The sequence below is a fragment of the Paraburkholderia sp. MM5477-R1 genome, assembly GCF_050436385.1.
Lineage (GTDB): Bacteria > Pseudomonadota > Gammaproteobacteria > Burkholderiales > Burkholderiaceae > Paraburkholderia > Paraburkholderia tuberum.
The window spans coordinates 506,939-520,726 of record NZ_JBNDMC010000006.1 but is presented as its reverse complement, the minus strand read 5'-3'; the positions used below and the strand labels follow the sequence as shown (position 1 = coordinate 520,726).

Here is a 13,788-nt window from a genome sequence, read left to right as displayed (position 1 = left end):
GAACTTTGCGTCAGTCAAATGAATGGAAACGTCTCTTTCAACTCAATCGTCCGCACACGACCATGAACTCCGCCTCATCGCACCGCCTCGATTTATCAAAGTTTCCGCGCCATGCGCTTCTCGAGGGCCCGACGCCAATTCAGCACCTTGCGCGTCTGAGCGCTCGCCTCGGCGGGGCGGACATCTACGTCAAAAGAGAAGATCTGACGGGACTAGGTGGCGGCGGCAACAAGTTGCGCAAGCTCGAATTCCTGATTGGCGAAGCGCTCGCGCGCGGCGCGGACACCATCGTTACCGTCGGCTCGCGGCAATCGAATCATGCGCGCCTCACGGCGGCCGCGGCGGCTCGCATCGGACTTCGATGCGAGCTGGTGCTGACGAGAACCGTGCCACGTTTCGACCACGACTACATGGAGAACGGCAACGTGCTGCTCGATGCGCTATTCGATGCGCGCGTGCATGATCTTCCCGGCACGGCCAACGCATTGCAATTCGCCGAGGAACGCGCGAACGAGTTGCAAGCGCAGGGCCGTAACGTCTATGTGTGTCCGTTGGGCGGTTCGAGCCCGGTCGGTTGTCTCGGCTACGCGGACTGCGCAGCTGAAATCGTCGCGCAATCGCAAGCGCAAAACGTGGCCTTCGATCGCGTCGTGGTGCCGAATGGAAGCGGCGGCATGCATGCGGGGCTGGTCGCGGGTTTTATTGCGCTGGGCCTGGATCCGTCGCGTGTTGCCGCATTCACGGTGTATGGGAATGCTGGCCACGCGCGCACGGTTACTTTGGATAAGGCGAATCAGACGGTCCGGCTGATCGACCCAGGCCTAAGCGTGAGTGATGACGCGATCTCGATCGACGAAGCGCAGCTCGGACCCGGCTATGGCATTCCAACCGATAATATGCGCGCGGCTGTTCGGCTGATGGCATCAACGGAAGGTCTGTTGCTCGATCCCGTGTATAGCGGCAAAGCATTTGCGGGTCTTGTGGAAAACGTGAGCAACGGGAAGTACAGTACCGGACAGAAAATTCTATTCGTGATGAGCGGCGGGCTTCCGGGGCTATTTGCCTATCGGAACGAGTTCTGAGCGCAGAAGCGGAGACAACGCGATGGTCTGATACGGCCGCCGTTGTCTGAAGAAAGCGCGAAGTACTTGAAGATTCGAATCGACGATTCGAAATGGTGCCCAGGGCGGGATTTGAACCCACACGCCTTTCGGCGCTACCCCCTCAAGATAGTGCGTCTACCAATTTCGCCACCTGGGCAGAGGGGCGCCATTGTATCAGCCTGATTATTTTTTTGAAGCCCCTCGCGCGATATTGTTCTGCAGTTGCAATACCGGTCGAAAAACTGACGAGGCGTTCACCCCGTATCGCTGCCCGGCGACCGATTCGAGCGCGGCCCGGCGCCTCGCAAGAGCTCGTAAGGTCTGACGCTTGTGGGCCGCTACTCGGGTGAATGCGACAAATGGCGGACCGCTATGCTCGTACGCTGATGCGCTGAAAGAGCGCCCTTCACGCCGAACATATCATGTCACCACGACGCACATCTTCTTCGCGACTTCGGTATCGTCTTTTTCTCGCGTCGCTGCTGACGTCGATAACGCTGCTGCAGGGTTGCGCAACGACGGCGGAGAACCTTGCCGTAGGATTTGGTCTCGGCGCGGTCGGCACCGTGTCGGCGTTAGGCTGCCTGCTCGCGTGCGAGATGGCCAATCCGCACTGGTGAAAGGCTGCACGGCGCGCGACGAGCAGCTAGTATTCGAAGCTCGACATCGATGACTAACGAAAACGGAGCCCCTGTGGCACACCCGCCCTTCCACCTCTACACCGACGCCCAATTCGCAAGCCCCTACGCGATGTCCGTCTTCGTGACGCTTCGCGAGAAGCGCTTGCCGTTCGACCTTTCGACCGTCGATCTCGCGAACAAGGCGAATCACGCCACCGACTATGCGGCCCGCTCATTGACGCGGCGCGTGCCGACCCTGATACACGAAGACTTTGCGTTATCCGAGTCGTCGGCGATCACCGAGTACCTCGAAGAGACTTTCCCGGACACCCCGGTCTATCCTCAAGATCGGCGTCTGCGCGCGCGAGCGCGCCAGCTGCAGGCCTGGCTGCGCAGCGATCTGCTGCCGGTTCGCCAGGAGCGTTCCACCGAAGTCATTTTCTACGGATCGCGCGGCGGCCCGCTTTCCGCCAGCGCACAAGAAGCGGCACAAACACTCTTCGCCGCCGCCGATGCATTGCTTCCGGCCAATTCGCCCAATCTGTTCGGCGAGTGGTGCATCGCCGATACGGACCTCGCATTGATGCTCAATCGCCTCGTGCTGAACGGCGATCCCGTTCCGCACAAGCTCAAGGAGTACGCCACGCAACAATGGCAGCGCGCCAGCGTGCAGCAGTGGGTCCAACTGGAGCGTCCATCGCTATAAAGTCGACCGGCGTGGCTGCCGCCACGCCGAAAAGCCATCGATAGAAGTGACAAAGACCAGAAAAATAGCTGAATACGGAGGTATTAAAAGATGCAGTAAACGCGAATATTACATTCGCGTTTTATCAGAGCTTCGCTGCTCCGCCATGGCCCGATTCCGCGCCCGCTTCCTTTGCTGCCTCGCGCGTACGATGCTGACAACGATCAGCACGATCGCAAGCAATGTCAATTCGATCATTGCGGGAATTCGGATGGGATCATGAAACATGGCGGGTCTCCGTCACATGATTTCATCATAGTACGCCGGGCAGGTAAGCCTGAAGTATTGCGCCGCACCATTGCAATCTTACCGCCGCCATTACACCGGCTTTTATCCCGCCGGCAAAAGCCTCGAGTGACAAATTGAAAACATTCTGTCACGCAAAAACTTACAGGATTCAGATAGCCGTCCCTAAACAGTTTATTTGCGCTAGAGTACGTGAGCGATCAGTTGGATCGTGAGCCGTCCCGACAATTCGAAGGCGTTATCTGTCACGCGTTTGCTTGCGTGTACTGAAGAAGCACCTGGACTCGTTGAAGACATCGCCCATGCCATATTTTCCTGTCGCCTACTGTGGTCCCGCGGCTGTCCCCGAAAGCTTGTGGCTGCGCTGGAATACGGATCCGCCATTGCTCGTCGCGCTCGCGGCGCTCGCATGGTTCGTGGCCAGCAACCGCTCGGCGAATGCACGGGCGGGATGGGGAGCCGTCGCATTGATGGCCCTCGTGTTCGTGTCGCCGCTCTGCGCGTTGTCCTCGGCATTGTTCTCCGCGCGCGTCACCCATCACATCATTCTGATCGCTGCCGTCGCCCCCCTGCTCGCCCTCGCGTTTCCGCTGCCGCGCCTCGCGCATCCGCCGCTCGTGCCGGTGGTCGCCGCTCATGCGGTGATCATCTGGCTGTGGCATGCGCCTGGGCCTTATGCGTGGGGACTCGCGACGGTACCCGGCTACTGGCTGATGCAGATTACTTTGCTTGGCAGTGCATGGCTCATGTGGCGCAGCATCTTCTCGCCGTCGCTGCCGACCGGCCCCGCGCTGATGGCGCTCGTCGCGACGATCGGCCATATGGGATTGCTCGGCGCGTTGATCGTGTTCGCGCCGGTGCCGCTCTACGTCGCGCACTTCGCGACCACCGCCGCGTGGGGGCTCACCCCGCTCGCCGACCAGCAACTCGCCGGACTGTTGATGTGGGTACTGGCGATGATCCCTTATCTCGCGGCAGGACTTTCGCTCGTCTGGTCAAGCCTGCGCGTCAGAGAGCCCGCGCTGTGACGACCCTGCTGAAGTTCATTCATCTGGCCGCGATCGCCGTCTGGTCGGGCGGTTTGATCGTGCTGCCGTATCTGTTCTGGCAGCGCCGCGGGCTCGCGGCGGGCACCGAACTCGACCGGCTGCACCGCATCACGCGTCTCGTGTTCGTGGAGTTGACCTCGCCCGCCGCTTTCGTCGCGATTGCGAGCGGCACCGCGCTGATTTTTCTGCAGGCCACCTTCGTCGAATGGTTCACCGCGAAGATGGTATTCGTCGGCATCATGGCGATGCTGCATGTGCTGGCCGGCCTCGTACTGCACGATCTGTATCTGCCCAACGGCAGGTTCAGCCGTGCCTCGGCGATCGCGCTGACCATCGCTTATCTGATCGTGATCGTCGCGATCATCTGGATCGTGCTGGCCAAGCCTCACATCGACTCGAACCTGCTGGCCCCGCATCTGTTCGAGCCCGGTGGACTTGGCCGCTGGCTGCATCACTCCTTCGGCGAAACGAGAATTCCGACGCCATGATCGAACACGAGCTTGCCCCCATGCCAGCCGGCGAAGCCCGTCATCACCGAGCTGAGCACCGACAGCACGAGCCCATGCGGCAGGATCTCATCGGGGTAATAAAGGCGCACGCCCCAGTTCGCACCCGCGAGCGCGACGAGCGTCATCGCGGCGACCGCATGCGACCAGCTCGCTTCCTTCAGGCGGATACCGCGCACCAGCAGCAGCTCGGCGGTACCGACCACGCTCGCAGCCACGCCGCTCCAGAACGCGAAGCCGGCGGCCCACAATCCGGCGCGAATCCAGAACGGGTCGCCCGTCCACCAGTAGATTACGTCGACGCCCAACGTCGCGACGACGAACGCGATCGGGAAATGCACCATCATCACGTGAATCGGATGACCCACGAGCGCCACCACCGACCCCTTGTCGAGCCGCAACAACTCGAGCATCACTTCGCTTCGCGTCTCGTTTCCAGCATTGCCTTTGTTTGCCATGATGGTGTGTCCTCGCATCGGGTGCCTGGTGGTGCAAACCATCATAGCTGCTTGCGCCTGGCCGTCCAAGCCGGATCGCTCGCCGCGTTGTCCGGCTGCACCGGGCCGCTCTCGACGCTCGAGCCATCGGGTCCGGCCGCCGCATCGATCGCCGGGCTGTGGTGGGTGATGCTGGCGGGCGCCGCGATCCTGTTCGCGATGGTGCTGGTACTGTTTCTGATGACGGTCTTCCGGCCCGGCTGGGGCTCGCACGTGTCGCCCGCGCGCTGGATCGTGCTCGGCGGTCTCGTGCTGCCGGCAGTGATCCTGATCCCGTTGATCTGCTACGCGCTGTACGCGGGCGAATTGCTGCTGCCGCTGCGCGCGCATGCGCCCGCGCGCATCGAGGCTATCGCGCAGCAATGGCGCTGGACCTTCCGCTATCCGGAACTCGGCAACGTCGAAACCGGGAACGTGCTGCATCTGCCAGCGGGTACGCCGGTCGATATCGTCGTGACGAGCCTCGACGTCGTGCACGCGTTCTGGATTCCACGCTTCGCGGGCAAGATCGACGCGGTCCCTGGCCACCACAACCTGCTGCGTATCCAGGCCGATCAGCCCGGCCAGTACGCCGGACAATGCAACCAGTTTTGCGGCATCGGTCATGCGGGGATGCACTTCACCGTGATCGTCGATCGTCCGGAAGATTTTCCGGCTGCTGTCAAAAACGCCGCCGCCAACGGGGAGGTGAAGAAATGAGTGTGCCCGTCGAGCCGCCATCACAGGGCATCAACGCGCTGCGGCTGCATCGCCAGCTTGCGGCGATCTGGGCCACCGGACCAGGCGTGCAAAGGCTCGCCGCGGTCAACCATACGGTGCTCGGCATGCGCATGATGATCACGTCGTTCGTGTTCTTCGCGATCGCCGGGATTCTCGGCATGCTCACGCGCGTGCAGCTCGCGACGCCGCATGCGGCCTTCATGGATGTGGAGACCTATAACCAGGTCTTCACGATGCATGGATCGATGATGCTGTTCCTGTTCGCGATCCCGATGGTGGAGAGCTTCGCGGTCTATCTGACGCCGAAGTTTCTCGGCGCGCGCGACTTCGCGTTTCCGCGCCTGACCGCTTACGGCTACTGGTGCTATCTGTTCGGCGGCACGATCCTGACGGTGTCGCTGATTCTGCACAGCGCGCCCGACGGCGGCTGGTTCATGTACACGCCGCTCAGCTCCAACGTGTACACGCCCGGACTGAACGCCGACGTGTGGCTGCTCGGCATCACGTTCGTCGAGATTTCGGCGCTGTCGCTCGCGATGGAAATCGTCGTGTCGATCCTGAAGATGCGCGCGCCGGGCATGTCGCTGGATCGCATGCCGATCTTCGCGTGGTACATCCTCGTCACCGCGATGATGATGATCGTCGCGTTTCCGCCGCTGATTCTCGGCTCGATCCTGCTCGAGGTGGAGCGCGCGTTCAACCTGCCGTTCTTCGATCCGACGCGCGGCGGCGATCCGCTGCTGTGGCAGCATCTGTTCTGGCTGTTCGGCCACCCGGACGTGTACATCATCTTCCTGCCGATGGCCGGCGTGCTGTCGACGATGATCCCCGTGTTCGCGCGACGCCGCCTGATCGGCTATCGCACGATCGTCGTCGCGATCATCGCGCTCGCGTTCCTGAGCTTCGGCATCTGGGTGCACCACATGTTTACGGTGGGCATCCCACATCTGGCGCTCGCGTTCTTCTCGGCGGGCTCGGCGATCGTCGCGGTGCCCACCGCGATCCAGTTCTTCGCGTGGCTCGCCACGCTGTCGCACGGCCGCCCGCGCTGGGACGTGCCGATGCTGTACATCTTCGGCTTCTTCTTCGTGTTCACGTGCGGCGGGCTGACCGGCGTGATGCTCGCGATCGTGCCGTTCGACTGGCAGGCGCACGACACCTACTTCGTCGTCGCGCACCTGCACTACGTGGTGGCCGGCGCGCTCGCGTTTCCGATGCTCGCGGCGTTCTATTACTGGTTGCCGCTGCTGACCGGGCGCACCGCCGTGCATAACCTTTCGGTGCCGGCGTTCTGGCTCGTGTTCATCGGCTTCAACATGACGTTCTTCATGATGCACCTGACCGGCCTGCTAGGCATGCCGCGGCGCGTCTTCACCTATAGCGGCGACGAAGGCTGGAACTGGCTCAATCTGCTGTCGTCGGTGGGCAGCTTCGTGATGACGATCGGCTTCGCGCTCGTCGTGATCGACATCATCGCGCAGCTGCGTTTCGGCCAGCGCGTGCGACGCAATCCGTGGGACTCGACCACGCTCGAATGGGCGATGCCGATTCCGCCCGCGCCGTACGCATTCGCGTCGATCCCGCACATGGACGCCGAAACCGAAAAGGTGCCCCCGGGCCAGCTAGCGACCTCTCTGGCGCGCGGCGAGGGTTACCTCGGTTTCACGCGCAACGGCTGGCAGGAGACGCTAGGCGTGCATATGACATCGGGCGAGCCCGAACAGCTGATCGTGCTGCCGAACTCGACGTATCTGCCGCTCGTCACCGCGCTCGTGACCGCCGCGGCGGTGCTCGCGATGCTGTTCAAGTTCTATCTGCTGTCGGTCGCATTCGCATTCGTGACGTTTGGCCTCTTCATCTACGCGGGCCAGAGCGCGGGGCACGCGCGCGATTACGGCGCGCTGCCGGTCGGCCGAGGCGTCAGCGTGCCGCCGCATACCGAGGTCGTCGGTGCGCCGTCGTGGCTTTCGATGATCTGCGCGCTGATCGCGAACAGCACGCTGTTCACCTCGCTGATCTTCGGCACGTTCTACCTGTGGATTGCCGCGCCGAACTGGCCGGCAGCCGTGACGCCGCATCCGAACCGCGGGCTCGCGCTCGTCGCGGCCGTCGCGCTCGCGGTCGCCGCAGCCGCCACGCGTGGCTCGTTGCGCGCGGCCGCCGCCGAGCGCAAACCGCACGGCACGATCGGGCTGAGCGCGATCGCGCTGATCGTCGCGCTCATCGCCTGCGTGATGCTGATCAACGGCGTGACACCGAATCCGCGCGAGCATGCGCTCGGCGCGACGGCCGCGGCGCTGCTCACGTACATCGCAGTTCACGCGGGCGTCGGGTTGTTGTTCCTCATCAGCAACGTGCTGCGCGTCGGCGCGGGCTTCGTTTCCGCCCGACGCCTGACCGATCTGCGCCTCACCCGCCTGTGGGTCGATTACACGCTGGCGACGGGCATCATCGCGCTTGGACTCGTGCTCGCGCTGCCGAGCCTCGTCGCCGTGCTGGGAGCCAGACCATGAATGCGCGTCCGCTTTCGCCGCGGCGGTTGTGGTGGCTCGCCGTCGGCTTCACGATCTGGTGTCTCGCGTTCGTGATCCTGTATGCGCTGCACGCGATCGGCTGCGCGTTCGCGTGGCCCACCGGCCCGCTGCGCGCGAGTCTCGCGATCATTCTGCTGCTGCATCTGATCGCGATCGGCTGGCTATGGCGCTATCGCGCCGCGACCCGCGACCCTGGTCCCGAACGCATCAGCTCGTTCATGCATACCGTCGTCGTCTGGACCCTGATCGCGGCGCTGGTCGCGACCGTGATCACGTTCGGGCCCGCGCTGCTGCTCACCACCTGCGTTTGAGCGCGGACTGAGCGCGAGCGGGACCGCCGCACCCGGCATGGAGAAGCACCGATGCAGTCTCGAGATCTCGTGCACAAGGCCGTCTGGTCGGTCATCTATCTACTGTTCATTCTCGCGCCGCTGTTTGCGCTGCTGACCGGCACGCTCCCGCCCGCGCGCAACTTCGGCACCGAATTCTCGGTGGCGCTCGGCTATTCCGGACTCGCGATGATGGGCCTGCAATTCGGCCTCACCGCGCGCTTTCGTCACGTGACCGAGCCGTGGGGCGAGGACGTTATCTATCATTTCCATCGACGCGTGTCGCTGCTCGCGGTCAGCCTGGTCGTCGTGCATCCGCTGATCCTGTTCGCGATCCGCTCGGACAAGGTCGCGATGCCCGACTCGCTGCTCGAGGTTCCGTGGGGTGCGTGGTTCGCGTTCCTGTCGATCGGCTCGGTGATCGTGCTGGTGATCACCGCGCTATGGCGCAAGCAATTGAGGATTGATTACGAGCTGTGGCATCTGTCGCATATCGGGCTCGCGCTCGTCGCGATCTTCGGCGGCGTGCTGCATATGATCGGCTGGGGCTTCTATCTGACCGATCCGTTCAAGCGCACGCTGTGGATCTGCATGACAGTATTCTGGGTAGCGCTGCTGCTGTACGTGCGTCTGTTCAAGCCGCTCTTCATGATCAGGCGTCCGTACCGGATCGCGGAAGTGCGCGCCGAACGCGGCGACACGACGACGCTCGTGATGCAGCCCGACGGCCACGCTGGCTTTCGCTTCAAGCCCGGCCAGTTCGGCTGGCTCAACGTGTGGGGCAGCCCGTTCAGGATCACCGGACATCCTTTTTCGTTCTCGTCGAGCGCCGAGGCCGCGAACGGCCGCGTCGAAATGACGATCCGCAATCTCGGCGATTTCACGAGCCAGGTGAAGACGATCGAAACAGGTCGGCGTGTGTATCTGGACGGACCGTATGGCGCGTTCACGATCGGGCATCCGACCGACATGCACGTGCTGATCGCGGGCGGTATCGGCATCACGCCGATGATGAGCATGATCCGCTCGCTCGCCGATCGCGGCGACCAACGTCCGCTCGTGCTACTGTACAGCGGCAAGACCTGGGACTCGCTGACTTTCCGCGAGGAGCTCGATGCGCTGAAAGCGCGGCTCGATCTGCGCATCGTCTATGTGCTGTCGGACCCGCCCGAAGGCTGGAGCGGGGAAGTCGGGCGCATCGACGCCGCGATGTTCCGGCGACATCTCCCGCCCGAGTTCGCCGATCACGAGTATTTCATCTGCGGCCCGGACGCCATGATGGATGCGATCGAAACGGCGCTCGGCGAAATGAAAGTGCCGCGCATCCGCTACCATTCCGAACGCTACAGTTTCGTCTAGGAGACTTGCGATGCGCCGACTGTTGGCCAACCGTCTCGTCATTGCCACCGGCGTGATCGTCGTGGCGTTGTCGCTTCTATTCGCGTATCTGCGGGTCGGTTCGCTGCATTAGGGCCCGGTTACGCCAATGACGGGCTCGCGGCGCGCTTTTCCTCATGCTCGAAGGTTGAATCGATATGCCCTACTTTTTTGGAATTGGTCTTCACGTTTTCATCGCGATCTTTTTCGCCGTCCACGCGATGCGCAATAACCAGGGCATCTACTGGCTATTCATTCTGTTTGCTTTTCCGCTGCTCGGCAGTGTCGTGTACTTCTTCGCGATCTACCTGCCGGGTCTGCGCCATTCGCGCGGCGCGCGGGTGGCCACGCAGGCGATCACGCAATTCGTCGATCCGAATCGCGCGCTGCGTGAAGCGCGCGCCGATTTCGACCGCGCGCCGACCGTGCAGCATCGGATGCGGCTCGGCGAGGCCTTGCTCGCGGCCGGCAATCCGCGCGAAGCGCTCGAACATTTCCAGACCGCGGCGAACGGCCCATTTGCAAACGATCCTGCGCTGCTGCTCGGTCTCGCGCGCTCGCAGTTCGCGCTCGGCGACTACACGGCCGCCGATGCGACGTTGGCGGATCTGTTCTCGGTCAATCCGCGGGCACGCAACCAGGGCGAGCCGGCGCTGCTGAACGCGCGCACGCTGGCCGCGCGGAATGCGCCGGGCGCACGCGCGGCATTCGAACAGGCGCTGACCTGCGCGACCGACGTCGCGCCGCGCTGCCTGTTCGCCGACTGGCTCGCCGCGCAACCGGAAGATGCGGACCGCCGCCGCGCCGGCGCGCTCTATGCGGAAATCGTACAGGACGCCAAACATTGGCCGCGCCACGCGCGCGAGCATAATCGCGAGTGGCTGCAGCGGGCGCAGGCCGCGTTGGCGGCCGGCGCGGCTCGAGCGTGAGCAAGCCGAGGAGAACTTCGATGCGACGCACGACCCGGTCTTTTGCTTCGGCGCTGTGCGCCGCGCTTGCGGCGATTGCATTCGGTGCCGGTGGCGCTTCGACTTCCGCGCAGGCAACTGGCATGGAGAAACCGTTCGAATGGCCCGCGTCGTTCGCCGTGCTCGGCGATGGCTATCCGCGCTCGGGCGATGCATGCCGGCGGCTCGGCGAGTCGGCCGCGACCGTGAACTATCTCGACCATATGGCGATGCTGGTCGGCTGTCCGGGCTCGCGCGACAGCGCCGCCGTGCGCGCGATCGTCGGGCATCAGCGGCACGCGCGTGTGGTCGGCGAAGCGGAAGGCGTGACGCTGATTTCGATTTCGACTGAAAGCGCTCAGGCCGGCTCGCAGAACGGCCGCGGGCCCGTGAAGGAATCGCCTATCAGCGCGAGCGGCACGTTGCCGTGCGAGCGCGGCAACGGACAGACCAAAACGATGTGCAAGTTCGGCGTCGTGCATCACGGCGATCGATCGACTACGGTCGTGGTCTACTGGCCCGATGGCGCCACGCGGGCGATTTTCTTCGGCGTCAACGGCCGGGTAGTCGGCACGGCCGCGTCCGCGAGCGATCGGCCGATGCCCGGCGACACGCTGACGCGCAAGCATGCCGGCATCAATCTGATTTCAGTTGGCAATGAGCGCTACGAAGTCGAGGACACGGTTCTGTCCGGCGGTTGAATTGCGTTGAAGCACATCGGCGCAAGCCATCCGCGGTCGAACGCCTGATTCGACGCGCGCCACGTTCATTTCTATCCCCAGTAACGATGACGCTGACGGCACCGGCGGGATCGAACAACGCGCAGGTATTCATCGATCCGCCGACGTCGAGCAGCGCAGGCGTGCGCTCGCAGCAGGCCGCGTATCTGAGCGCGACGCACTACTGCCCGAGCCTCGCGATCCTGAGCGGCGCGAAGTCGTAAGCGGTCAGCGCGACCCAGTTATCGATGATTCGTTGACGCGTCGCGCAATCGAAGGCACACTCGCTCACTATGCAAGCCCTCACATACCGCCCGACTGCAAAGCATCATCATGCGCATGCCCGCGTGGGACTGCCTGTGGGGACTCGCATACGCATACGCCGCTAGACATCATTCGCAGCGACATGCGCCAGAAAGCCCCGCCGGCAACGACGGGGCTTTTTGTTTTCCACGACCTTTTCCGCTCATCGAACGAAGGATTGCCGCCATGACACAGGAAGCACAGACGCCTGCCGTATCGAAGATCTTTGCGACGCCCATCGATCTATACCGCGTCCTTGCACGCGTATGGGCCGGCGATACGTCGAGCCCCACGCACGCGTGGTCGTCGACGAATCCCGCGCAGAATCATTGCAGCGTTACGTCTCTGATCATGCAGGACTATTTCGGTGGCGAGATTCTGACGACGCGTACGTCGGGGGGCACGCACTTCTACAACCTGATCGACGGCAGCAGATGGGATCTGACGGTCAGCCAGTTTGCCGAACCGATTCCATTCGACGATACGCGTTCGAGTCGTGAGGCGGCGTTCGCTGATACGTCGCGGGAGAAATACGAACTGCTGAAGTCGAGGCTCGCGCAAAGCCAGCTGAAATAAACGCTCAATCAAACGCGCGTGGCCGAACTGCATCGATACGCGGTTGGCCACGCCATGTCACTTCAAACAATCACTTCCTGCTTCCCCGGAATGCCTTGCCCGCGCAACGAACACCCGCGCGTTTCAGGCACGTAGATCAACGCGATCGCCCCCACCACGCACGCGGCCATCATGTAATAAGCGGGCACCAGCGCATTGCCCGTATGCGCGACCAGCCATTCGTTCGCCATCGGCGCCGTGCCGCCGAAAATCGACGTCGACACGTTATACGCAATCGCCATCCCCGCGTAACGGACCTGGGTCGGAAACATCGCGGGGAACATCGCCGAGATGCTGGCCAGTTGCGGCACGTACAACAGCCCGAGCACCGCAAAGCCGATGAAGGCGCCCGCCACGCCGAGCTTCATCAGCAGGAACATCGGAATCGCCGCGACGAACAGGCCAATCAGCGAAAACCACCAGACGTTCTTGCGTCCCACGCGATCCGAGAACGTGCCCGCGAACGGCAGAAACACCATCATCGCGAGCATGCCGATCAGCGGCACGAGCAGGGACATGTTGTCGCTCATGCCGAGCTGCTTCTGCATGAACGTCGGCATATAGGCGAGCAGCACGTAGTTGACGACATTCAAAGCAACCACGAGTCCACCGAGTTGGATCAGCGGTTTCCAATAGTCGCGCAGCAATGCCTTCAGCGTGACGCAGCTATGCTGCTCCTTGTGCATCGTTTGTTCGAGCTCGCGAAAGACCGGCGTGTCTTCGAGCCTGGAGCGCAGATAGAAACCGATCAGGCCGAGCGGCGCCGCAATCAGAAACGGCAGACGCCATCCCCACGCATGCATTGCCGTGTTGCCGAGCACGACGGAGCAACCGAGCATCAGAAACGCGCCGAGCGAGAAACCCGACAGCGTCGCGAATTCGAGGAAGCTGCCACAAAAGCCGCGCTTATTGTCCGGCGCGTACTCGGCCATGAAAGTCGCCGCGCCGCCATATTCGCCGCCCGTCGAAAAGCCCTGGATCATCCGCAGAACGACGAGGATAACCGGTGCCCACCAGCCGATGCTCGCGTAAGTCGGCACGAGTCCGACCAGCAGCGTTGCGACCGACATCAGGATGATCGTCAACGCGAGTACGTGCTTGCGGCCGAGGCGATCGCCGAGCGGCCCCCAGAACAGGCCGCCAAGCGGACGCACGAGAAACGAAATGGCGAACGTCGCGAGCGCAAACAACGTGGCCTGCGCGGTGCTGCCGGGAAACAACGCGGCCGAAATATAGCTCAGGCCGTAGGCGTAAATACCGTAGTCGAACCACTCGGTTGCGTTTCCGAGTGCCGACGCCGCGATTGCGCGTCGCAGCAAGCTGCGCGCCTGCGGTTGCGCGCTCTGCGCGGTCCATGAATGTACGTAGTGCATGTCTTCTCCTGGGATGTTTCTATGCGACACAGGCAACGTCGCCCGAATCCACGATACCGGCGACCCGCGCCTGCAACGATGTTCTAGGACGATGCAGGCATCGGG

At 63.0% G+C, this 13,788-nt stretch carries 15 protein-coding genes and 1 tRNA gene; 13 read left to right on the top strand and 3 right to left on the bottom strand.

From position 1 onward, the window contains the following. The first annotated feature begins 62 nt into the window (after positions 1–62). Positions 63–1,082: a D-cysteine desulfhydrase family protein gene (locus OKW35_RS20750; RefSeq protein ID WP_429553020.1), complete on the top strand. Its 1,020-nt coding sequence runs from the start codon at positions 63–65 to the stop codon at positions 1,080–1,082. Between the two features lie 93 nt (positions 1,083–1,175). On the opposite strand, the gene OKW35_RS20745 is transcribed toward OKW35_RS20750, so the two are convergent. Beyond that, a tRNA-Leu gene (locus tag OKW35_RS20745) sits at positions 1,176–1,260 on the bottom strand. Positions 1,261–1,525: 265 nt separating this feature from the next. Here OKW35_RS20745 and OKW35_RS20740 point away from each other — a divergent pair. From OKW35_RS20740 to OKW35_RS20725, 4 genes are all read left to right on the top strand, one after another. After that, positions 1,526–1,723 (top strand): hypothetical protein, encoded by a 198-nt coding sequence (locus OKW35_RS20740; protein WP_162634082.1) that lies wholly within the window; start codon positions 1,526–1,528, stop codon positions 1,721–1,723. A gap of 49 nt (positions 1,724–1,772) precedes the next feature. Next, positions 1,773–2,429 (top strand): glutathione transferase, encoded by a 657-nt coding sequence (yfcF, locus tag OKW35_RS20735; RefSeq protein WP_429553019.1) that lies wholly within the window; start codon positions 1,773–1,775, stop codon positions 2,427–2,429. 587 nt (positions 2,430–3,016) lie between these two features. Further along, positions 3,017–3,742 (top strand): cytochrome c oxidase assembly protein, encoded by a 726-nt coding sequence (locus tag OKW35_RS20730; protein ID WP_260321208.1) that lies wholly within the window; start codon positions 3,017–3,019, stop codon positions 3,740–3,742. Further along, positions 3,739–4,251: a CopD family protein gene (locus OKW35_RS20725; RefSeq protein WP_429553018.1), complete on the top strand. Its 513-nt coding sequence runs from the start codon at positions 3,739–3,741 to the stop codon at positions 4,249–4,251. The genes OKW35_RS20730 and OKW35_RS20725 overlap by 4 nt, the downstream gene beginning before the upstream one ends. Here the strand turns inward: OKW35_RS20725 and OKW35_RS20720 are convergent. Beyond that, entirely contained in the window at positions 4,215–4,727 is a 513-nt protein-coding gene (locus OKW35_RS20720) for a DUF2231 domain-containing protein (RefSeq protein ID WP_184040085.1), read from the bottom strand. The two genes, OKW35_RS20725 and OKW35_RS20720, sit on opposite strands and share 37 nt — an antisense overlap. 51 nt (positions 4,728–4,778) lie before the next feature. Here OKW35_RS20720 and coxB point away from each other — a divergent pair, with 51 nt between their 5' ends. From coxB to OKW35_RS20680, 8 genes are all read left to right on the top strand, one after another. Further along, positions 4,779–5,465: a cytochrome c oxidase subunit II gene (gene coxB / locus OKW35_RS20715; protein ID WP_187616057.1), complete on the top strand. Its 687-nt coding sequence runs from the start codon at positions 4,779–4,781 to the stop codon at positions 5,463–5,465. Beyond that, entirely contained in the window at positions 5,462–7,999 is a 2,538-nt protein-coding gene (gene ctaD, locus OKW35_RS20710) for a cytochrome c oxidase subunit I (RefSeq protein WP_429553017.1), read from the top strand. The genes coxB and ctaD overlap by 4 nt, the downstream gene beginning before the upstream one ends. Further along, complete coding sequence (locus OKW35_RS20705; protein WP_018423781.1) at positions 7,996–8,331, top strand: hypothetical protein; 336 nt, start codon at positions 7,996–7,998, stop codon at positions 8,329–8,331. The genes ctaD and OKW35_RS20705 overlap by 4 nt, the downstream gene beginning before the upstream one ends. A 51-nt stretch (positions 8,332–8,382) precedes the next feature. After that, entirely contained in the window at positions 8,383–9,708 is a 1,326-nt protein-coding gene (locus OKW35_RS20700; RefSeq protein WP_429553016.1) for a ferredoxin reductase family protein, read from the top strand. Between the two features lie 176 nt (positions 9,709–9,884). After that, entirely contained in the window at positions 9,885–10,655 is a 771-nt protein-coding gene (locus OKW35_RS20695; protein WP_429404101.1) for a tetratricopeptide repeat protein, read from the top strand. A 20-nt stretch (positions 10,656–10,675) separates the two neighbouring features. Beyond that, the gene (locus OKW35_RS20690) at positions 10,676–11,374 is read left to right on the top strand and encodes a hypothetical protein (RefSeq protein ID WP_429553015.1); all 699 of its coding nucleotides are present in this window, start codon (positions 10,676–10,678) and stop codon (positions 11,372–11,374) included. An 86-nt stretch (positions 11,375–11,460) separates the two neighbouring features. Next, entirely contained in the window at positions 11,461–11,616 is a 156-nt protein-coding gene (locus OKW35_RS20685; protein ID WP_167368682.1) for a hypothetical protein, read from the top strand. A 265-nt stretch (positions 11,617–11,881) separates the two neighbouring features. Further along, positions 11,882–12,271: a YunG family protein gene (locus OKW35_RS20680; RefSeq protein WP_184061533.1), complete on the top strand. Its 390-nt coding sequence runs from the start codon at positions 11,882–11,884 to the stop codon at positions 12,269–12,271. Positions 12,272–12,333: 62 nt separating this feature from the next. On the opposite strand, the gene OKW35_RS20675 is transcribed toward OKW35_RS20680, so the two are convergent. Continuing rightward, positions 12,334–13,683, bottom strand: coding sequence for an MFS transporter (locus OKW35_RS20675; RefSeq protein WP_184061532.1), 1,350 nt, complete (start codon positions 13,681–13,683; stop codon positions 12,334–12,336). Positions 13,684–13,788: the final 105 nt, after the last annotated feature.